Source organism: Variovorax sp. SG517, assembly GCF_013376045.1.
Taxonomy (GTDB): domain Bacteria; phylum Pseudomonadota; class Gammaproteobacteria; order Burkholderiales; family Burkholderiaceae_C; genus Variovorax.
On sequence record NZ_JABMJG010000005.1, the window covers coordinates 377,583 to 396,749 of the forward strand.

A 19,167-nucleotide genomic window follows, 5' to 3' on the forward strand; every position below is an offset into this window, starting at 1 on the left:
GCTCTGCCTCGTCAGCGATGCCGCAGCCGCGGGTTGGCGACGATGCCGCAGACGTCGGCCGCGGTCACCAGGATCAGGTAGGCGCCGCAGAAGATCATGGCGCAGGTCTGCACCAGCGGCATGTCGCGCTGCGAGACGCCGTCGACCATCAGCTTGGCGATGCCCGGGTAGTTGAAGATGGTCTCGACGATGATCACGCCGCCCAGCAGGTACGACAGGCTCAGCGCCACGGCGTTGGCGATCGGCCCCACCGCGTTGGGCAGCGCATGCGCCAGCACCGTGCGCATCGGCGAGGCGCCCTTGAGCCGCACCATCTCGATGTAGGGCGCCTCCAGCTGGTCGATGACGGCCGCGCGCGTCATGCGCATCATCTGCGCGACGATCACGCAGCACAGCACCAGCACCGGCATCGCGAAGGCCTGCAGCATCTGGCCGAGCGAATCGATGTCGCTGACGAACGAAAGCGCCGGCAACCATCGCAGCTTCACCGCGAACACCAGCACCGCCAGCGTCGCCACCAGGAACTCCGGCACCGACACCACCGCCACCGCGGAGGTCGAGACCGCCCGGTCGAACCACGAGCCGCGCCACACCGCCGACGCGATGCCCAGCGCCAGCGCGATAGGCACCGAGAACAGGGCCGTGACGGCAGCCAGCAGCAGCGAGTTGGGCAGCCGGCTCGCGACCAGTTCCGACACCGGCATCTGCGTGGTGGCCGAGCGGCCGAGGTCGCCCTTCGCCATGCTCAGCAGCCACTGCGCATAGCGCTTCGGCGCCGGCACATCCAGCCCCATCTGCGTGCGCAGCGCGGCCAGCGCCTCCGGTGTGGCGTCCTGCCCGAGCTGCTCCTCGGCCGCGTCGCCGGGCAGCACCGCGGTGATCGAGAACACGATCACCGACACCGCCAGCAGCGACAGCAGCGCGAGCGCGATGCGCTGTGCAAGGAGCTTGAGGATTACCTGATTCATGTCAGCGACTCCGATTGCCTATTTGCCATGTCCCACCGCGGGCCGGCGTAGCCCGGCCTGTTCGGGGGACACCGCGGAACCGGCTTTGCCGGGCCGCAGGTGTCGCCCCCTGCAAGGGGGTTGGCGCAGCGACACGAAGTGCGCGAAGCCTGGGGGTGTGCTCATGCATCCAGCCAGACGTTCTCTGCGAAGTTGTAGCCCATGAGGCCGCCGAGCGGAATCGGCGACAGCCCCTTGAGCTTCGAGCTGTGGCCGTCGATGCTGGCCAGGAACAGCGGAATGCCGATGCCCGCGTCCTGGTGGATCATGGTCTGCATGTCGGCGTACATCTGCTTGCGCTTGGCCAGGTCGGTCTCGGCGCGCGAGGCCAGCAGCAGCTGGTCGAACTTCTCGCTCTTCCAGCGCGATTCGTTCCAGGCCGCGCCCGACTGGAAGAACTGCGTGAGCAGCACGTCGGCGCTCGGGCGCGGGTTGACGTTGCCGAAGCCCACCTGGCTGTTGAGCCAGTGGTTCGACCAGTAGCCGTCCGCCGGCATGCGCTTGATGTCGATCTCCAGGCCGACGCGCTGCGCGGTCTGCTGCAGCATCAGCGCGATCTCCACCGAGTACAGCGCCGCGGGCGAAGCCACCATCGGCACCTTGCCGGTGATGCCGGCCTTCTGCAGGTGGAACTTCGCCTTCTCGGGGTCGAAGGGGCGCTGCGGCAGGCCTGCGAAGTGGAAGCGGTTGGTCGGGTCGATCGGCTGGTCGTTGGCGACCACCGCGTAGTCGAGCGCGATGGTCTTCTTCATCTGCTCGCGGTCGAACAGGTGCTTCATGCCGAGCACGAAGTCGGGGTTGGCGCCGGGGCCCACGTCCTTGCGCATCACCAGGTCGGAGTACTGGCCCGACTGCGTGACGAAGATGCCGAAGCCGGGCGTGCCCTTCACGCGCTCCACCGAGCGCGGGTTGACCGAGCCCACCAGGTCCATGCCGCCCGACAGCAGCGCGTTGACGCGCGCGCTCTCGTCGCCGATGCCGACGAACTCGATCTCGTCGAGGTACGGCTTGCCCGGCTTCCAGTAGGCATCGTTGCGCACCACCACCGAGCGGATGCCGGGCTTGAATTCCTTGAGCTTGTAGGGGCCGGTGCCGATGCCGGCGTTGAAGTCGGTGGTGCCGTCCTTGACGATGTGGAAGTGGAAGGTGCCCAGGATCACCGGCAGGTCGGCGTTGGGGGCGCTCAGCACCACCGTCACCTCGTTCGCGCCGGTGGCCTTCACGCTCTCGATCTGGTCGGCGAGCACCTTGGCCTTGGAGGCGGTGGCCGGGTCCTTGTGACGCATCACCGAGAACACCACGTCGGCGGGCGACAGCGCCTTGCCGTCGTGGAACACCACGCCCTTGCGCAGCGTGAACACCCAGGTCTTGGCGTCCTTGGTGGTGAACGACTCGGCCAGCGCGGGCTGCGGCGTGAGGCTGCCGTCCAGCGAGGTGAGGCAGTTGTAGATCATGTTGCCGCGCGAGTAGTCGGTCTGGTTCGACTGCTTGGCGGGGTCCAGCGTGTCGGTGGCCGCGGCGGTAGCGCCGGCCACCCGGATGCGGCCGCCGCGCCGCGGCGCCTGCGCGTGGGCCGAGACGGCCACGCCAGCGAGGCTGCCCGCCAGCGTGGCCTGCATGCCGCCGGCCACCAGCATCGACAAAATGTCGCGCCGCGTGGCACCGCGTCGAAGCGATGCCATCACGCGAAGGCTTTCGTCGGGGCCGACGAGGTTCTGGAAGCTCTTGTAGTCGCTGCTGCTGTCGCTCATGGTGAGTGCTCCTGGGGGCCGTGGGGTGAAAGAAACCAGTCGAAAGAAAGAACGAACGCCGGACAGCCTGCCCTCAGGCCAGCCTGTCCTTGAGCCGGTAATAGAGGCCCACCGCCGGCAGGAACCACGGCGGGCCGAAGTGGCCGGGAATGGCGGGCCAGTCGCGGCCCTGCCAGGGGTTGGCTTGCGCGTCGCCGCCCATCACGGCAGCCATGCGCTCGCCCATGTGCACCGACATCTGCGTGCCGTGGCCGCTGTAGCCCATGGCGTAGTAGAGGCCGTCGCGTTCGCCGGCGTGGGGCAGGCGGTCCTGCGTCATGTCGACGAGGCCGCCCCAGCAGTAATCGAGCCGCACCGCGCCGAGCTGCGGAAAGGTCTCCGCCAGGCCCGCGCGCAGGATCTCGCCGCTGGCCGCGTCCGACTGCGGGCTCGAGATCGCGAAGCGCGCGCGCCCGCCGAACACCAGCCGGTGGTCGGCCGTGAGCCTGAAGTAGTGGTGGATGTTCGCGATGGTCGTGTAGGTGCGCCGGCCCGCGAGCAGCTCCCGCGCGCGCTGCTCGCCCAGCGGCTCGGTCACGACGATGAAGCTGCCGATGGGCACGATGCGCCGGCGCAGCCAGCCGAAGCTGCCGTAGCCGCCGTGGCGCGTTGCGCCGGTGGCCAGCAGCACCTGCTGCGCCGCGACCGTGCCGCGCGCGGTGTGCAGCCGGTGCGCATGGCCGCTGCCCACGCGCTCGATGCGGCGCACCTCGGTGCCGGTGTGGATCTGCGCGCCGGCGCGCTGCGCGGCCGCGGCCAGCCCGTGCGCGAAGCGGCCCATGTGCATCTGGCCGCTGCGCTTGTAGAGTAGGCCGCCGTGGAAGCGATCGCTCTGCACTTCCGCGCGCACGCGCGCCGCGTCGAGTATCTCCACGTCGCAGTCCACGCCGTCGTCGACCAGGCGCCGCGCGCTGTGCTCCAGCGCCGCCATCTGGTTGGCCCGCGTGGCGAGCTTGAGCTTGCCGTGGCGCATGAAGTCGCAGTCGATGGCTTCCTCGCGCACCAGCCGCGCCACCGTGTCGACCGCCGCGTCGTACGCGTGATACCAGCCGCGCGCGCGCTCCACACCGACCTTGGCCGCCACATCGGCATAGTCGACGGCCAGGCCGTTGTTGACGTGGCCGCCGTTGCGCCCCGAGGCCTCGGCCGCCACCCGCGTGCCGGCTTCCAGCACCGCGACGCTGGCACCGCGCCGGGCCAGCGCCAGCGCCGCCGACAGGCCGGTGAAGCCGCCGCCGACGATCGCGACGTCGACTTGCGCCGGAAGCTCGCGGGCTTCGGGCACGAAGGCCGGGGCCGAATCGGTCCAGTAGGAGTCGAGCTTCATGGCGAGGCTGCTTCCGGCAGGAAAGATCAGAGACCCACGACGCCCGGCAGGCCGCCGATGTCCTTGATTTCCGTGTAGCGGTAGGCCGGATTGCCGGGGCCGTGGCCACGGTTGACGAACACCTTGTTGACGATGCCCAGGTCGTCGGCCGACATCAGGTCGTAGCGCAGGCTGGACGACACGTGCAGCACGTCTTCGGGGTTGCAGCCCAGCGAGTCGAGCATGTACTCGAAGGCCGTCAGGCGCGGCTTGTAGGCCTGGGCCTGCTGCGCGGTGTAGACGCGGTGGAAGGGCGCGCCCAGCAACGCGACGTTCTTCTGGATTTGGTCGTCCGAGGCGTTCGACAAAATCACCAGCGGAATTTCCTTGGCCACCTTGGCCAGGCCGGCGGGCACGTCGTCGTGCGGGCCCCAGGTGGGCACGGCGTCGTAGATGCGCTGCGCGTCGATGTCGAAGTACTGGATCTTCCACTTGCGGCACAGGCGCCGCACGGCGTTCTTCAGCACCACCTCGTAGGGCTGCCACGCGCCCAGCACCTCGTCGAAGCGGTAGGCCGAGAAGTCGGCGATGAACTGCTCCATGCGGTCGGCCGGAATGCGGTCGGAGAAGAACTCGCGCGCCAGCTCCTTCATGCGGAAGCGGGTCAGCGTTCCGTAGCAGTCGAAGGTCACGTACTTGGGCTTGAAAGTCATGGTCTCGGGTCCTTTGTTTCGGTGGTTCGGTGGTTGTCCAAAAACCGGCCGCAGGCCTCTTCTTCAGATGGCAATTGCGACAAGCAAATTACGGATTGATTGCAGCACGCAGTCGCTCGGCAGTTGTAGGGAAATACGTTGCCTGCCGCGACGAAGCTGCGGTTTGGAGGGCCGGCGACGGCATGCCATGCGGTCTGCCCTTCATGCGTGCGGCGGTGCACCTCGGTGCGTCGCGGCGAAGTCGATCAGCACGCTTTTGAAGCGCAGATGGGCCGCGGCCGAGCGGCGCCCCGGGTCCTTTCAGATGGCCGATGGGTGGTAACCCCCGGCAGGAATCGCGAAGCCGGCGCTGCCGCTGCACGGCGACGGCGCGGCCCGAAGGCAAGTGGATCTGTCGCGGGTCGAAGGCTTGCATGGACTCGGATCTATAGGGCACCGCGGAAGCGGCGATCGATCCTAGGCAGCTTGCCGCAGCATTTGTATGCGTACGCGGGCGCCTCACCGCAGCGAATTGCAAAACCCGGGCGCGCGGCAGCCGAAGCTTGCAAGTTGCGCCGGGGCGCTATTTCGGTCTGGCCTCGCGCGCCGATGTCGTCCAAGATGGCAGGGACATTTCCTCGCCGAGAGACTCTCCGATGCCCGACCAGACCCCGAATGCACCCGCCGGCGACGGCGTGGTGCTCAGACCGATGACGCCCGCCGATCTGCCGTCCACCCACGCGTTGACGAACCTGCTGCGCTGGCCGCACCGGCTGGCGGACTGGGAGCAGGTGTTCGCGCATGCCGAAGGCATCGTGGCCGAGCGCGACGGCGAGATCGTCGGATGCGCGCTGCGCTGGCTCTGGGGCGAGCGCCACGCCACCGTCGGCCTCGTGATCGTGACGCCGGCCTGCCAGGGCCGCCGCATCGGCCATCGGCTGATGAGCGCGGTGCTCGAAGGCCTGGAAGACCGCACGGTGCTGCTGCACGCCACCGCCGAAGGGCGCGGCCTCTACGAGCGGCTGGGCTTCGTGCGCACCGGCGAGCTGCGCCAGCACCAGGGCATCGCGCAGCCCGCGCCGCTGGTGGCATTGCAGCCCGGCTGGCGCCTGCGGCCTGCCGGCGTGAACGAGGTCGCGGCGCTGCAGGCCCTCGACGCCGCCGCGCGCGGCATGCCGCGCGATGCACTCGTCTCCGACCTGCTGGCCACCGCCGACGCGTGCGTGGTGCTGGACCACGACAACCAGCCGCGCGGCTTCGCGATGCTGCGGCGCTTCGGGCGCGGGCATTCGATCGGCCCCGTGGTGGCGCCCGACCTCGATGGCGCGAAGGCGCTGATCGCGCACATGGCCAGCGTCAATGCCGGCAACTTCACGCGCATCGACATCGACTTCGACACCGGGCTGGCGGAGTGCCTGGAAAGCATCGGCCTGCTGCGGGTGGATGCGCCCACGACGATGGTGCGTGGTGCGCCGCTCGTTTCGCCGGCCGGGGGGCCTTCCCTCTTTGCCATCGTCACGCAGGCTGTCGGGTGAGCGCCTGTCGTTGGGGGCGCGATCACGCCGACGGGGTACCTTGCTCCGCGAATGTCCCCCGGCCTTCGGCCTCCTCCTTTATTTCGCTGCGCAAGGCACCCCATCGGCGTGATCGACGGGCGCTGCGGTCGAACCGCCGGCATGAGCAGAGCGTCCATGTGCGAATGGCACCGGGTGCTCCCCGCAGCGAAATAAAGGAGGAGCCGAAGGCGGGGGACATTCGCGGAGGGGAGTACCCGGTGCCATTCGCACGCACCGTGAACGTGTTCCGAGTCGAGTTCTGCCAATCATGAAAACCACCTTCCTCTATAAATCCGACCCGGCCAGGGGCCGCCTCTGGGCCGAAGTGTTCCGCCGCCGCGCCCCCCACATCGACTTCCGCATCTGGCCCGACATCGGCGATCCATCGCAGGTGCGCTTCCTCGCGGCATGGGAGCCGCCGGATGACCTGGCGACGCGCTTTCCGAACCTGAAGGTGCTGTTTTCCTCCGGCGCGGGTGTCGACCAGTTCGACTTCACGGCACTTCCTGCCGAGTTGCCCGTGGTGCGCATGGTCGAGCCCGGCATCGTGCGCGGCATGGTCGAGTACGTGACGCATGCGGTGCTCGGGCTGCACCGCGACATGCCGCAATACCGGCGCCAGCAGCAGGAGGGCCTGTGGAAGCCGCTGCCCGTGCGTACCGCCCGCGAGCGGCGCGTGGGCGTGCTCGGGCTGGGCTCGCTCGGGCAGGCGGTGCTGGAGCAGCTCGTCGCGCTGGGCTTCGACTGCGCGGGATGGAGCCGTTCGCGGCATGAAGTGGCAGGCGTGCAATGCCATGCCGGCGTCGGCGAACTGCCGACCTTCCTCGCGCGCACCGACATCCTCGTGTGCCTCCTGCCGCTGACCGAATCGACGCGCGGCTTCCTGGACGCGCGGCTGTTCTCGCAGCTGCCCGAAGGCGCCGGCCTCGTGCACGTGGGGCGCGGGCCGCAGCTGGTCGATGCCGACCTGCTGGCCGCGCTGGAGAGCGGCCGCATCGGCGACGCCGTGCTCGACGTGACCGACCCCGAGCCGCTGCCGCGCGAGCACGCCTTCTGGCGCCATCCGCGCGTGCAGCTCACGCCGCACATCGCCAGCATGACGCAGCCGCTGAGCGCGGCCGAGGTGGTGCTCGACAACATCGAACGCTTCGAGGCGGGCGAGCCGATGCTGGGGCTGGTCGATCGCGCGCGTGGCTACTGAGCGAAGAAAGAGCCGCCGCACGATCTGCTGCGCGCCGCACGCACAACCGCAGCCTGCTTCGTGCGGCGCCCCCAAAGCAGCACCACCTCATGCGACGCGCGGCCTAAGCTGAAGGCATCGAAAGCTCCTTCCGCTCTCGCACCTTCACACCCATGACGCACCCCACCGCACTGCCCCAGCAAGCCGCGCTCGACGCCATCGACCGCGCGCACCTCATCCACCCCGTCTCGCCCTGGCGCGTGCACGAGCAACGCGGGCCCACCGTGCTGGCCTCGGGCAAGGGCGCATGGCTCACCGACGGCAACGGCCACCAGCTGCTCGACGCATTCGCCGGCCTGTGGTGCGTGAACGTGGGCTACGGGCAGGAAAGCGTGGTGCAGGCCGCCACCGAGCAGATGCGCCGGCTGCCGTACGCCACCGGCTACTTCCACTTCAGCAGCGAGCCGGCGATCCGCCTCGCCGAGAAGCTGGTGCAGATCACGCCCGCGTCGCTGACGCGCGTGTACCTCACGCTGGGCGGCTCCGAGGCGGTGGACGCGGCCGTGCGCTTCGTCGTGCAGTACTACAACGCCACCGGCCGGCCGTCGAAGAAGCAGTTCATCTCGCTGGAGCGCGGCTACCACGGCTCGTCGTCCACCGGCGCGGGGCTCACCGCGCTGCCGGCCTTCCACCGCGGCTTCGACCTGCCGCTGCCCACGCAGCACTACATCGCCTCGCCCTATGCCTACCGCCACGAGCACGGCGCCGACCCGCAGGCGCTGATCGCCTCCTCGGTCGCGGCGCTGCGCGCCAAGGTGGCCGAGCTGGGCGCGGACAACGTGGCTGCCTTCTTCTGCGAGCCGATCCAGGGCTCGGGCGGCGTCGTCGTGCCGCCCAGGGGCTGGCTCACGGCCATGCGCGACGCCGCGCGCGAGCTCGACATCCTGTTCGTGGTCGACGAGGTCATCACCGGCTTCGGCCGCACCGGCCCCATGTTCGCCTGCGAGGCCGAAGGCGTGGAGCCCGACCTCATGACCATGGCCAAGGGCTTGACCGCGGGCTACGTGCCGATGGGCGCGACCATGATGTCGGAGAAGGTCTACGCCGGCATCGCCGACGGCGCGCCGGCGGGCGTTCCCATCGGCCATGGCGCGACCTATTCGGCGCACCCGGTGGGCGCCGCCGTCGCGCTCGAGGTGCTGCGGCTCTACGAGGAGGGCGGCATCCTCGCCAACGGCCAGCGCGGTGCGGCGCATTTCGCGGCCGGCCTCGACGCGCTGCTCGACCATCCGCTGGTGGGCGATTCGCGCCACCGCGGCCTGCTCGGTGCGCTGGAGCTCGTGAGCGACAAGGCCACCAAGCGCCGCTTCGACGCGTCGCTCGGGCTGTCCGACCGCATCTTCGCGGCCGGCTACCGCAACGGCCTGGTGTTCCGTTCCTTCGGCGACCACATCCTCGGCTTCGCGCCCGCGCTCACCTTCACCGAGGACGAGTTCGCGCAGCTGTTCGCGCGGCTGAAAAAGACGCTCGACGAGGTGCTGGCCGCGCCCGACGTCCGCGCCGCGCTGGCCGCCTGAAACGGCGCCGCCCAGCACCCGCAAGACACCCGCAAGACCCGGCCGCCGACGCAGAATCGGGATCTCTCGTTTCGTTATCGGGCACCGCCATGACAGAAGCTTTCAAGATCGACCGGCTCGACCTGCGCATCCTGGCCCAGCTGCAGAAGAACGGGCGCATGACCAACGTCGACCTGGCGGATGCGGTCGGCCTGTCGCCCAGCCCCTGCCTGATCCGCGTGAAGCGGCTCGAGCAGGCCGGCTACATCGCGGGCTACGGCGCGCACCTGCGGCTCGAGAAGCTCGGCGACACGCTCACCGTGTTCACCGAGGTCACGCTGCAGGACCACCACCGCGAGGACTTCGTGCGCTTCGAGGCCGCAATCCGCGAGGTCGACGAGGTGCTCGAATGCCACCTCGTGAGCGGCGGCTACGACTACCTGCTGCGCTTTCTCACGCGCGGCGTGAACCACTACCAGGAAGTGATCGAGGGGCTGCTCGAACGCAACATCGGCATCTCGAAGTACTTCAGCTACATCGTCATCAAGTCGCCGTTCATCAAGACGCACTGTCCGATCGAGCGGCTCTTTCCCCACGAGCGCTGAAGCGGCGCTCCCCTCGACCCTTTCTCATGCCCGAATCCCCGCCTCGCTCCCGGCCGCCGGCCCGCTTCGTGCGGCTCGCGGAAACCGACCGGCCCGCGCTGACCCTGCACATCGACGGCGAGGCCCGCAGCGCGCTGGCCGGCGACACGCTGCTGGTGGCCCTGCTGAGCAACGGGCGGCGGGTGCGCGACAGCGAGTTCGGCGACGGTTCGCGCGCCGGCTTCTGCCTGATGGGCGCCTGCCAGGACTGCTGGGTGTGGACGCCGGCCGGCGAGCGCCTGCGCGCATGCTCCACGGCGGTGGAGGAGGGCATGTCCGTGCTGACCCGCCCGCCGGCGCGGCAGTGGCCCGTCACGCCGGACCTGCGGCAGTCGCTCGCGCGGCATGCCGCGGAGGCCGGGGCATGAGCGGCGAAGCTGCTTCCTCCCCGCGCATCGTCGTGGTCGGCACCGGCCCGGCCGGCGTGCGCGCCGCGCAGGCGCTGGTGCAGGCCGGCGTGCGGCCGGTCGTCGTCGACGAGGGCCGGCGCGACGGCGGCCAGATCTACCGGCGCCAGCCCGAGGGCTTCAAGCGCCCCTACGCCAAGCTCTACGGCACCGAGGCCGCGAAGGCGCAGGCGCTGCACGGCGACTTCGACGCGCTGCGCGAGCGCATCGACTACCGCGGCGACACGCTCGCCTGGAACGTGAGCGCGGGCGAGCTTCACGTGGTGCATGCCGGCGAGCCGCGGACGCTGCCCTTCGACGCGCTGTTGGTGTGCAGTGGCGCCACCGACCGCCTGATGCCCGTGGCGGGCTGGCACCGCGCCGGCTGCTACAGCCTGGGAGCCTCGCAGATCGCGCTGAAGGCGCAGGCCTGCGCGATCGGCTCGCGCGTGGTCTTCATGGGCAGCGGCCCGCTGCTGTACCTCGTGGCTTCTCAATATGTGCAGGCCGGCGCCAGGGTGGCGGCGGTGCTCGACACGGCCCCGGCTTCCAAGCCCTGGGGCGCGGTGGCCGGTTTGCTCGCGCGGCCGCGCCTCGCGCTGCGCGGCCTTGGGCTGATCCGCGGCCTGCGCCGCGCGGGCGTGCCCGTGCTGCAGGGCGTCGTTCCGCTGCGCATCGAGGGCGACGACAGCCTGGGCGTGCAGGCCGTGGCGGTGCGCGATGCCGATGGACGCGAGCGTCGCTTCGAGTGCGACGCCGTCGGGCTCGGCTGGCACCTGCGCGCGGAGACGCAACTGGCCGACCTCGCGCGCTGCGAATTCGAGTTCGAACCCGTGAGCCGCCAGTGGCTGCCGCGCATCGATGCCGACGGCCGCAGCAGCACGCGGGGCGTGTACCTGGCGGGCGACGGCGTTCGCATCCTCGGTGCTGATGGCGCCGAGGCAGCAGGCCGGCTGGCCGCGCTCGCGGCGCTCAAGGACCTGGGCCACGCGCAGGGCAGCGCTTTCCACGCCGCCGAATCCGCCGCGCTGCGCCGTACGCTGGCGCAGATGGACCGCTTCCGCCAGGGCCTCGCGCGCGCCTTTCCGTGGCCGCACGCGCAGGCCGCGTCGCTGCCCGACGAGGCCATCGTGTGCCGCTGCGAGGCCGTCACGGCCGGCGAGCTGCGCCGCTGCGTCGACGAGATGGACAGCCGCGAAGTCAACCGCGCCAAGGCCTTCAGCCGCGTCGGCATGGGCCGCTGCCAGGGCCGCTTCTGCGGCCATGCATCGGCCGAGATCGTGGCGCAGGCCAGCGGCGTGCCGGTCGAGCTGGTGGGGCGGCTGCGCTCCCAGGCGCCGGTCAAGCCGCTGATGATGGACACGCGCGAGGTGCAGGCATGAGCGGCGCGACGACAACGACCGACACCGACGTGCTGGTGCTCGGCGGCGGCCTCATGGGCACCACCGCGGCCTTCTTCCTGCGCCGCCAGCACGGCCTGTCGGTCACGCTGCTCGAGCGCGAACTCGTGGGCCGGCAGGCCAGCGGCACCAACTTCGGCAACGTGCGCCGGCAGGGCCGCGCGCTGGAACAGATGCCGCTGGCCAACCGCGCGCGCGCCGTCTGGGGCCGCGTGAAGGAACTGCTGGGCGAAGACCTGGAATTCGTGCCCTACGGCCACCTGCGCGTCTGCTACACCGAGAAGCAGGCGGCGGTGCTGGAGCAGCACGCGAGGGACGTGAAACCGCTGGGCCTCGATCTCGAACTGTTCGACGCGGCCGGCCTCGCCAGGCGCTGGGGCATCTTCGCGCCCGGCATCGTGGCGGGCTCGCTCTCGCCGAACGACGGCCATGCCAATCCGCGCCTGGCCGGCCCGGCCTTCGCGCGCGCGGCGCGGCGGGCCGGCGCGAACATCGTCGAGCATGCCGAGGTGATGCACGTGGAGCGCGACGGCCATTCGGGCTTCGTTGCGCACACGGCGGACGGCCGGCGCTTTCGCGCGGCCCAGCTCTTCGTGGCCTGCGGCGCCTGGTCGAACCGCATGGCCGAACAGTTCGGCGAAGGCGTGCCGATGGAGGCTCGCGGCCCGCAGATGGGCGTGACCGAGCCGCTGCCCCATGCGATCGGGCCGTCCATCGGCATCTCGTCGCCCATCGAGCACGAGGGCCTGTACTTCAGGCAGATCGCGCGCGGCAACATCGTCTTCGGCGGCGGGCTCAAGGGGCCGGCGCACGCGGACCACATCCGCGCCTACGTGAAGCCCGACAACGTGCTGCGCCAGATGCGCGAGCTGCGCCGCTTCGTGCCGGCCTTCGCGCACGTGCAGCTGATCCGCGTGTGGAGCGGCATCGAGGGCTATACGTCGGACTGGCAGCCCGTGATGGGCCCGAGCGCGCGCGTGCCGGGCCTGTACTACGCCTTCGGCTTCAACGGCGAGGGCTTCGCGATCAGCCCCGGCGTGGGCGAGACGATGGCCGAGCTGATCGCCACCGGATACACCTCCACGCCCATCGAGAGCTTCTCGATCGGGCGCTTCGCGAACGAACTGGCGCAGCAAGCGGCCTGAGCCGCTGCCGCCTGTTCCTTTCCCTATTGCTGCGCGAGAACGACGAAGACCTTGCGCAGGGTATCTTGCACATGCCACTCGCCGGTGGTGTGCGCCGGAAAGAACAGCGTGTCCCCCGCGCGGATCTGCAGCGCCTCGCCGCCCGTGGGCGTGAAGGTGCAGGCGCCGGCCAGGATGTGCATGACCTCGGCGTTGGCGAGCTGGCGCTCGAAGCGGCCCGGCTCGCATTGCCAGATGCCGCTCTTGTTGTCGCCCGCGCCGGCGAGATCGATGTCGATGCCGCTCAGCCCGCAGGGCGGCTGGCTCAGCGGCCGTGTGGGCGTGCCCTGGTCTTCGAGGCCGCCGATGGTGGCCGACTGGCGCAGGATGGTGATGCCCGTCATGTCCATCAGCGTCCCGCCTCGACGGCATCCGCCAGCTCGGCCAGCGTGTGGAAGTGGTAGTCGGGCACGGTGTGCTTCGACTCGATGGTGCCGCCCGAGCCCTTCTGCGCGTGGCGCCGCTCGATCCAGCAGGTGGTGATGCCCAATTGCTTCGAGATGCCGATGTCGTGGTACTGGCTCTGCGCCACGTGCAGGTTGTCGGCCTGCCTGAAGCCCCAGGCGCCCTCGAAGCGGCCGCGTGCATAGGCGAAGTAGCGCGCGTCGGGCTTCTCGCACAGCGCGTCGTCGCAGCTCAGCAGCATGTCGAAGGGCGAGCCCAGGGTCTTGTCGAAGTGCGCGAGCGCCCAGGCCTGGGCGTTGGTCATGGTCACCAGCTTGAAGCGCTTGCCCAGGCGCTCGAGCGCTTCCACCGAGTCGGGGAAGGCCGGCCATTGCGAGACCGAATCGCGCAGCCCGCGTGCGATGGCATCCGTGTCGGGCAGGCCCAGCGCGGGAGCCACGGCATGCCAGCAGCGCTCGAGGTCGTCCGGATACCAGCCGGCGTTGCCGTCGGCGCGCGCGCGCCGGTAGGCGGCGAGGAAGTCGTCGTCGCTCACCTCGGCATCGGGCGCCACGCTGCGCAGGTAGGCGAGCATGCCGCCCTCGAAGTCGATCAGCGTACCGACGACGTCGAAGGTGAGGACCTTGAAATATTGCAGGGACATGGTGGAAGCGCTCCAGGAGGATGAAGTGGGAATGGCTTCATCGAGCATAGGTGCGCTGCCCGGATGCACGTTCCGAACTGAAGGCGCCTGGCGGCACAGGATGCGGTTGTGCCGGCGCGGCCGGCATCTTCTTGCGCAGCGCGCTCAGCCCCCGCCGGCGTGGCCCTGGTGCTGCGGCAGGTCGTCCGTGATCGTGAACCACGGCGCCTTCGAGCCCACGAAGATGTGCGCGCTCGGACGGATGGAAGGCGCATCCACCAGCGTGCCCAGCGTGACGTGCACGTACTGCCCCTCGCGCACCACCGAGCACAGTAGCGAGCCGCACTTCGCGCAGTGCAGGTCGCCCGCATCGGGCTTGCCGTAGATCGTCAGCCCGTCCGCTCCCTGCGTGATGGCGAACTTGCCGCGCTCGATGCCGGCGAAGGGCTTGAAGGCCGAGCCGGTCGCGCGCCGGCAGTCCGAGCAGTGGCAGTTCAGCGAGTAGGCGAACTCGTCCGCCACCTCGTAATGAACGGCGCCGCACAGGCACCTGCCGGCGAGGATGCTCAACCTGCCAGCCCCACGTACACGTTCTGCACGTCGTCGTTCGCGTCGATGGCGGCGAGGAAGGTTTCGACTTCCTCCAGCGCCTCGGCGCTCAGGCTCGCGGGATCGATGGGGTTCTTGGGCTTGTAGCCCAGCTTGGCCGACAGCACCGTGAAGCCCTGCGCGGGCAGTGCGCGGCTTACGAGGTCGAGGTCGGTGGGGTCGGTGAGGAAGACGGCGGGGTGGTCCTCGCCGGCCGGCTCGAAGTCCTGCGCGCCGGCTTCGATGGCGGCCACTTCGGCATCGGCGTCGGGCGTGGCGGGTTCGGCCTCGATCATGCCGACGTGGTCGAAGTCCCACGACACCGAGCCCGAGGTGCCGAGCTGGCCCTTGCGGAACAGCACGCGCATCTCGGGCGCTGTGCGGTTCACGTTGTCGGTGAGGCATTCGACCATCACCGCCACGCGGTGCGGAGCGAAGCCTTCGTAGATCACGTGCTCGTAGTTGACCGATTCACCCGTCAGGCCCGCGCCCTTCTTGATGGCGCGGTCGAGCGTGTCCTTGGGCATCGATGCCTTGCGGGCCTGTTCCACCGCCAGCCGCAGGCGCGAGTTGGAGGCGGGGTCGGCGCCGTTGCGCGCGGCCACCACGATTTCCTTGACGAGCTTGCCGAACAGCCGGCCCTTGGCGTTGGCGGCGATGTCCTTGTGCTTGGCTTTCCACTGGGCGCCCATGTCGTTTCCTTGAATGAATATGTATTGCTTGCGGCCTTGTCTGGCTCTTTTGAAGAAAGAAGGGCTCGATGACCGGGAGGGGCGACTACTGTAGCCTTCTTCCCATGACCGCTCCACAAGACACCTCGTACGTCACGCCGTTCGAAGCAGGCAACGGCAACCAGACCGCCACCTGGGCCGAATGCATCGCCTTCTACGAGCGGCTGGCCAGGGACTTCCCCGGCGTGCTGCGCTGGGGCGAGATCGGCATCTCCGACACCGGCGTTCCCCTTCATGCCGGCGTGGTCACTTCAGATGGCGTGTTCGACCGCGAGACGCTCAAGCAGCAGGGCCGCCCGGTGTTCTTCAACAACAACGGCATCCACCCCGGCGAGCCCGAGGGCATCGACACCTGCATGGCGCTGGTGCGCGATTTCTGCACGCAGCCCGAAAAGCTTGCGGCGCTGGGCCGCACGGTGTTCCTCTTCATCCCGGTCTACAACGTGGACGGCTGCATCGACCGGCAGAACACCTCGCGCGTGAACCAGCTCGGGCCGGAGTCGTTCGGCTTTCGCGGCAACGGCCGGCACCTCGACCTCAACCGCGACTTCATCAAGTGCGACAGCCTCGCAGCGCAGGTGTTCAACCGCTTCTTCACCGCGTGGGACCCCGACGTGATGGTCGACACCCACACATCCAACGGCGCGGACTACAGCTACACCATGACGCTGATCCCGACCCAGCCCGACAAGCTCGGCGGCGGGCTCGGCGCCTTCCTGCGCGAGAACATGCTGCCCGCGGTCTACGCCGGCATGGAGCGGCGCGGCTGGCCCACCTGCCCCTACATGAATCTGCTGGCCGAGACGCCCGACGACGGCATCGAGGACTTCCTCGACACGCCGCGCTTTTCCACCGGCTACGCAGCGCTGCACCACACCATCGGCTTCATGCCCGAGACCCACATGCTCAAGCCCTTCGCCGACCGCGTGGCCTCGATGCGGGCGCTGGTGGAGACGGTGCTCGACTTCGCCATCGCGAATGCGGCGCGCATCCAGGAACTGCGCCGCGAGGCAAAAGCGAAAGCCGCGCGGCAGGCGCGCTGGCCGCTGACCTGGCGCAACGACCGCAGCCGGCCAGCGAGCCTTCGCTTCAAGGGCTACGGCGCGGTCCGCACGCCCAGCCTGCTGGGCAGCTACGAGCGCCTGGCCTACGACCGCAGCCAGCCGTGGGAGAAGGACATCGTCCATTTCGACCGCTGCATCGAGGAAGCGACGGCCGAGGCGCCCAAGGCCTACCTCGTGCCGCAGGCATGGCGCGAGGCGATCGAGCGGCTGGCGTGGAACGGCGTCGAACTGCAGCGGCTCGACGAAGACCGGCTCTTCGACGCGGTGCGCGTCTACCGCATCCGCGACGTGACCTCACGCCCCAACGCCTACGAAGGCCACATGTTCCACGACGAGGTGGTGCTGTCGGAAAGCACCGAGCCCTTCCAGGCGCGCGCGGGCGACGTTCTCGTCTCGCTGGACCAGCCGCAGGCCCGCTACGCGGTCGAGACGCTGGAACCGCTCGCGCACGACAGCTTCTTGCGCTGGGGCTTCTTCAACAGCGTGCTGGAGAAGAAGGAGAACTTCTCGGCCTACGTCTTCGAGGACACCGCGCTGCGCATGCTGCAAGACGAGCCCGGGCTGAAGCGCCTGTTCGAGCAATGGAAAGCCGACAACCCCGACAAGCTGGGCGACCCGCAGGCGGTGCTGGGCTTCATCTTCGCGCACGGCCGACGCCATGCGGAAGCGGGGTGGCGACGCTATCCGGTCGTCGCGCTGATGGGGTAGGCGCGCCCCCGAGCGAACGACAGCAGTTTTTTCCAAGTCCTGGCGGCGCGTGGCTTCTAAGCTGCGGTTCTTTCCCCCAATCTTTCCGGAGCAAATGACCATGCCGCGAGCCAGCGACGCGCAACAGAAGACGGACCTCTTTCATCGGCTGCACGAAGGCCCCGCGCCGCTGGTGCTCGTCAACGCCTGGGACGCCGCCAGCGCCCGCATCGTGGAGCGCGCCGGAGCCAGCGCCATCGGCACCACCAGCGCGGGCATGGCCTGGTCGCTGGGCTATGCCGACGGCGAGCGCATGCCGGTCGATGAATTGCTCGCGGCCTGCGCGCGCATCTGCCGCGTGGCGAGCGTGCCGGTGAGCGTGGACATCGAGAGCGGCTTCGGCGACAGCGCGCAGGCGGTGCGCGAGGTCGCTGCCGAACTGATCGGCATGGGCGCGGCCGGCATCAACATCGAGGACGGCACCCTGCCCGGCACGCGAGAGCTGGCATCGCCCGAGGTGCTGCGCGAGCGCATCGCGGCCATCCGCGGGTTGGATGCGCGCTTCTTCATCAACGCGCGCACCGATGTCTACTTCGTGCCATGGGACGACCCGGTGGCGCGCTTCGAGGAGGCGCTGCGCCGCGCGAAGCTCTATGCGGCGGCGGGCGCGGACGGCATCTTCGTGCCGGGCATGTCCGACCCCGACGAGATCGCGCGGCTGGCCGGCGCGCTGGAACTGCCGCTCAACGTGTACGCGGGCTATGCGGGTGCGCCGTCGGCCGATGCCTTCGCGCGGGCCGGGGCGCGGCGCATCAGCCTGGGCTGCGGGCCGCTGCAGTCCGCGCTGGGGCTGGTGAGCCGCATCGCGGGCGAAGCTTTCGACCAGGGCCGCTTCGGCACGATGGGCGAGGGGATGCTGTCGGTCGGCGAGCTCAACGCGCTCTTTCCCGCCACTGCCTGAGCCTCGCCTGAACCCCGAGCCCGCGAGGCGGGTTCGGGTACAGTGGGCGCCCCTTGCCGCAGCCCAGCCCGTCAGATACCGATTCTTCGCACAGCATCCGCCTCGATGCGGTGACGCTGGTGCGCGGCAGCCACCGCGTGTTCGAAGGGCTGACGCTGGACCTGCAGGAGATGCGCATCGGCCTCGTCGGCGACAACGGCGCGGGCAAGAGCAGCCTGTTTCGCCTCATCAGCGGGCTCGACCAGCCGCAGCAGGGGCGCGTGGTGGTGCATGGCTGCGACACGCAGGCCGATCGCGGCCAGCTCGCGAAGCACGTCGGGCTGATGTTCCAGAACCCCGACGACCAGATCATCTTCCCGACCGTGGCCGAGGAGCTGGCCTTCAGCCTCACCGCGCGCGGCGAGACGCGGCAGGCAGCGCGGCAGCAGGCGCGCGACTTCCTCGCGCGGCGCGGGCTCGAAGCCTGGGCCGGGCGCGCGGTGAGCGAACTGAGCCAGGGCCAGCGCCAGCAGGTGTGCCTGCTGGCGCTGCAGATCAGCGAGCCGGCCACGCTGCTGCTCGACGAGCCCTTCGCCAGCCTCGACCTGCTGAGCCAGGCACGGCTGGCCGCGCAGCTGGAAGAGAGCGACCACCAGATCCTCGTGTCCACGCACCTGCTCGAGCATGTCTACGACTTCGAGCGCGTGCTGTGGCTCGAACAGGGCAGGGTGCGCGCCGACGGACCGGGCCGCGAGGTGTGCGAGGCCTACGCCGAGGACGTGCGCGAGCGCGCCGCGGCGGAGCGGGGGCGCCACCATGCGTAGCCTCTACTCGGAGCAGCCGACGTGGATGCACGCGATCGCGGCGTGGATCAAGCTCGCGGTGCTGTCGGTGTGCGGCACGCTGCTGGTGCTGGTCGAGCGGCCGTCGTACCTCGCCTTCGCCTGCGCGGCGGTGCTGCTGATCTTCGCGTCGCTCGGCCAACCGGCGTGGCGGCGCGTGCGCATGCTGCTCGGCGTGGCCATTGCGGGCGGGCTGATCGTCGGCTTCCACTGGGCGATGGGCACCACGCTGCTCGGCGTGGCGAGCGCGCTGCGCCTGGCCAGCGCGGCCACGCTCGCGCTGATGCTCACGCTCACCACGCGCTTCGAGGACCTGCTGGCGGTGCTCGAGGCCGTGCTGCATCCGCTGCAGCGCTTCGGCGTGCCCACCGAGCGGATCGCGCTGGGCCTTGGCCTGATGCTGCGCTTCGCCGAAAATTTCTACGTGCAGTGGCAGCGCCTCGACGACGCCTACCGCGCCCGCTCCGGCCACGGCGGCGGCCTGCGGCTGCTGGCGCCGCTGACCATCCGCACGCTGCAGACGGCGGAGCGCGTGGCGGATGCGCTGGCCGCCCGGCTCGGGCGCTGATCCTTCTTCTTCCGTCTTT

The 19,167-nt window shown here is 69.9% G+C and carries 19 protein-coding genes; 11 read left to right on the top strand and 8 right to left on the bottom strand.

From position 1 onward, the window contains the following. Positions 1–11: 11 nt before the first annotated feature. The 4 genes from FHT32_RS17620 to FHT32_RS17635 all read right to left on the bottom strand — a co-directional run bounded on the left by FHT32_RS17620 (position 12) and on the right by FHT32_RS17635 (position 4,816). Positions 12–968 (bottom strand): ABC transporter permease, encoded by a 957-nt coding sequence (locus tag FHT32_RS17620; protein ID WP_176665897.1) that lies wholly within the window; start codon positions 966–968, stop codon positions 12–14. A 161-nt stretch (positions 969–1,129) separates the two neighbouring features. Next, the gene (locus FHT32_RS17625; protein ID WP_176665898.1) at positions 1,130–2,758 is read right to left on the bottom strand and encodes an ABC transporter substrate-binding protein; all 1,629 of its coding nucleotides are present in this window, start codon (positions 2,756–2,758) and stop codon (positions 1,130–1,132) included. A gap of 73 nt (positions 2,759–2,831) precedes the next feature. Beyond that, positions 2,832–4,124 carry an FAD-binding oxidoreductase gene (locus FHT32_RS17630; protein ID WP_176665899.1) on the bottom strand — a complete coding sequence of 431 codons (1,293 nt, stop codon included), beginning with the start codon at positions 4,122–4,124 and terminating at the stop codon, positions 2,832–2,834. Between the two features lie 26 nt (positions 4,125–4,150). Then, positions 4,151–4,816 carry a haloacid dehalogenase type II gene (locus FHT32_RS17635; RefSeq protein ID WP_176665900.1) on the bottom strand — a complete coding sequence of 222 codons (666 nt, stop codon included), beginning with the start codon at positions 4,814–4,816 and terminating at the stop codon, positions 4,151–4,153. Positions 4,817–5,451: 635 nt separating this feature from the next. Between FHT32_RS17635 and FHT32_RS17640 the strand changes: the two genes are divergently transcribed. From FHT32_RS17640 to FHT32_RS17670, 7 genes are all read left to right on the top strand, one after another. Then, positions 5,452–6,330, top strand: a complete 879-nt coding sequence (locus FHT32_RS17640; protein WP_176665901.1) for a GNAT family N-acetyltransferase — start codon at positions 5,452–5,454, stop codon at positions 6,328–6,330. A gap of 289 nt (positions 6,331–6,619) precedes the next feature. Further along, complete coding sequence (locus FHT32_RS17645) at positions 6,620–7,552, top strand: glyoxylate/hydroxypyruvate reductase A (RefSeq protein ID WP_176665902.1); 933 nt, start codon at positions 6,620–6,622, stop codon at positions 7,550–7,552. Between the two features lie 152 nt (positions 7,553–7,704). Continuing rightward, a complete protein-coding gene (locus FHT32_RS17650; RefSeq protein ID WP_176665903.1) occupies positions 7,705–9,108 on the top strand; it encodes an aspartate aminotransferase family protein in 1,404 nt (467 codons plus the stop codon). Between the two features lie 89 nt (positions 9,109–9,197). Continuing rightward, complete coding sequence (locus FHT32_RS17655; protein WP_176665904.1) at positions 9,198–9,692, top strand: Lrp/AsnC family transcriptional regulator; 495 nt, start codon at positions 9,198–9,200, stop codon at positions 9,690–9,692. Positions 9,693–9,718: 26 nt separating this feature from the next. Next, positions 9,719–10,099, top strand: coding sequence for a (2Fe-2S)-binding protein (locus FHT32_RS17660; RefSeq protein WP_176665905.1), 381 nt, complete (start codon positions 9,719–9,721; stop codon positions 10,097–10,099). Beyond that, positions 10,096–11,499 carry an NAD(P)/FAD-dependent oxidoreductase gene (locus FHT32_RS17665; RefSeq protein WP_176665906.1) on the top strand — a complete coding sequence of 468 codons (1,404 nt, stop codon included), beginning with the start codon at positions 10,096–10,098 and terminating at the stop codon, positions 11,497–11,499. Before FHT32_RS17660 ends, FHT32_RS17665 begins: the two co-directional genes overlap by 4 nt. After that, a complete protein-coding gene (locus FHT32_RS17670) occupies positions 11,496–12,662 on the top strand; it encodes an FAD-binding oxidoreductase (protein ID WP_176665907.1) in 1,167 nt (388 codons plus the stop codon). Before FHT32_RS17665 ends, FHT32_RS17670 begins: the two co-directional genes overlap by 4 nt. 23 nt (positions 12,663–12,685) lie before the next feature. On the opposite strand, the gene FHT32_RS17675 is transcribed toward FHT32_RS17670, so the two are convergent. The 4 genes from FHT32_RS17675 to FHT32_RS17690 all read right to left on the bottom strand — a co-directional run bounded on the left by FHT32_RS17675 (position 12,686) and on the right by FHT32_RS17690 (position 15,008). Next, on the bottom strand, positions 12,686–13,051 hold the full coding sequence (locus FHT32_RS17675; RefSeq protein WP_256099036.1) for a cupin domain-containing protein: 366 nt from the start codon (positions 13,049–13,051) through the stop codon (positions 12,686–12,688). Next, on the bottom strand, positions 13,051–13,749 hold the full coding sequence (locus tag FHT32_RS17680; RefSeq protein WP_176665908.1) for an HAD-IA family hydrolase: 699 nt from the start codon (positions 13,747–13,749) through the stop codon (positions 13,051–13,053). Before FHT32_RS17680 ends, FHT32_RS17675 begins: the two co-directional genes overlap by 1 nt. 144 nt (positions 13,750–13,893) lie before the next feature. After that, positions 13,894–14,298, bottom strand: coding sequence for a GFA family protein (locus FHT32_RS17685; protein ID WP_176665909.1), 405 nt, complete (start codon positions 14,296–14,298; stop codon positions 13,894–13,896). Next, the gene (locus FHT32_RS17690; protein WP_176665910.1) at positions 14,295–15,008 is read right to left on the bottom strand and encodes a YebC/PmpR family DNA-binding transcriptional regulator; all 714 of its coding nucleotides are present in this window, start codon (positions 15,006–15,008) and stop codon (positions 14,295–14,297) included. Before FHT32_RS17690 ends, FHT32_RS17685 begins: the two co-directional genes overlap by 4 nt. 104 nt (positions 15,009–15,112) lie before the next feature. On the opposite strand from FHT32_RS17690, the gene FHT32_RS17695 reads away from it, so the two are divergent. The 4 genes from FHT32_RS17695 to FHT32_RS17710 all read left to right on the top strand — a co-directional run bounded on the left by FHT32_RS17695 (position 15,113) and on the right by FHT32_RS17710 (position 19,148). After that, positions 15,113–16,819 (top strand): M14 family zinc carboxypeptidase, encoded by a 1,707-nt coding sequence (locus FHT32_RS17695; protein WP_176665911.1) that lies wholly within the window; start codon positions 15,113–15,115, stop codon positions 16,817–16,819. Positions 16,820–16,919: 100 nt separating this feature from the next. Then, a complete protein-coding gene (locus tag FHT32_RS17700; protein ID WP_256099037.1) occupies positions 16,920–17,759 on the top strand; it encodes an isocitrate lyase/phosphoenolpyruvate mutase family protein in 840 nt (279 codons plus the stop codon). Positions 17,760–17,812: 53 nt separating this feature from the next. Continuing rightward, on the top strand, positions 17,813–18,562 hold the full coding sequence (locus FHT32_RS17705) for an energy-coupling factor ABC transporter ATP-binding protein (RefSeq protein ID WP_176665913.1): 750 nt from the start codon (positions 17,813–17,815) through the stop codon (positions 18,560–18,562). Then, positions 18,555–19,148, top strand: a complete 594-nt coding sequence (locus FHT32_RS17710) for an energy-coupling factor transporter transmembrane protein EcfT (RefSeq protein ID WP_176665914.1) — start codon at positions 18,555–18,557, stop codon at positions 19,146–19,148. The genes FHT32_RS17705 and FHT32_RS17710 overlap by 8 nt, the downstream gene beginning before the upstream one ends. Positions 19,149–19,167 lie beyond the last annotated feature (19 nt).

What these genes read in the sequence shown, in the direction of transcription:
- FHT32_RS17620 (WP_176665897.1), bottom strand. Translation starts at nt 968, where the DNA reads ATGAATCAGGTAATCCTCAAGCTCCTTGCACAGCGCATCGCGCTCGCG.
- FHT32_RS17625 (WP_176665898.1), bottom strand. Translation starts at nt 2,758, where the DNA reads ATGAGCGACAGCAGCAGCGACTACAAGAGCTTCCAGAACCTCGTCGGC.
- FHT32_RS17630 (WP_176665899.1), bottom strand. Translation starts at nt 4,124, where the DNA reads ATGAAGCTCGACTCCTACTGGACCGATTCGGCCCCGGCCTTCGTGCCC.
- FHT32_RS17635 (WP_176665900.1), bottom strand. Translation starts at nt 4,816, where the DNA reads ATGACTTTCAAGCCCAAGTACGTGACCTTCGACTGCTACGGAACGCTG.
- FHT32_RS17640 (WP_176665901.1), top strand. Translation starts at nt 5,452, where the DNA reads ATGCCCGACCAGACCCCGAATGCACCCGCCGGCGACGGCGTGGTGCTC.
- FHT32_RS17645 (WP_176665902.1), top strand. Translation starts at nt 6,620, where the DNA reads ATGAAAACCACCTTCCTCTATAAATCCGACCCGGCCAGGGGCCGCCTC.
- FHT32_RS17650 (WP_176665903.1), top strand. Translation starts at nt 7,705, where the DNA reads ATGACGCACCCCACCGCACTGCCCCAGCAAGCCGCGCTCGACGCCATC.
- FHT32_RS17655 (WP_176665904.1), top strand. Translation starts at nt 9,198, where the DNA reads ATGACAGAAGCTTTCAAGATCGACCGGCTCGACCTGCGCATCCTGGCC.
- FHT32_RS17660 (WP_176665905.1), top strand. Translation starts at nt 9,719, where the DNA reads ATGCCCGAATCCCCGCCTCGCTCCCGGCCGCCGGCCCGCTTCGTGCGG.
- FHT32_RS17665 (WP_176665906.1), top strand. Translation starts at nt 10,096, where the DNA reads ATGAGCGGCGAAGCTGCTTCCTCCCCGCGCATCGTCGTGGTCGGCACC.
- FHT32_RS17670 (WP_176665907.1), top strand. Translation starts at nt 11,496, where the DNA reads ATGAGCGGCGCGACGACAACGACCGACACCGACGTGCTGGTGCTCGGC.
- FHT32_RS17675 (WP_256099036.1), bottom strand. Translation starts at nt 13,051, where the DNA reads ATGGACATGACGGGCATCACCATCCTGCGCCAGTCGGCCACCATCGGC.
- FHT32_RS17680 (WP_176665908.1), bottom strand. Translation starts at nt 13,749, where the DNA reads ATGTCCCTGCAATATTTCAAGGTCCTCACCTTCGACGTCGTCGGTACG.
- FHT32_RS17690 (WP_176665910.1), bottom strand. Translation starts at nt 15,008, where the DNA reads ATGGGCGCCCAGTGGAAAGCCAAGCACAAGGACATCGCCGCCAACGCC.
- FHT32_RS17695 (WP_176665911.1), top strand. Translation starts at nt 15,113, where the DNA reads ATGACCGCTCCACAAGACACCTCGTACGTCACGCCGTTCGAAGCAGGC.
- FHT32_RS17700 (WP_256099037.1), top strand. Translation starts at nt 16,920, where the DNA reads ATGCCGCGAGCCAGCGACGCGCAACAGAAGACGGACCTCTTTCATCGG.
- FHT32_RS17710 (WP_176665914.1), top strand. Translation starts at nt 18,555, where the DNA reads ATGCGTAGCCTCTACTCGGAGCAGCCGACGTGGATGCACGCGATCGCG.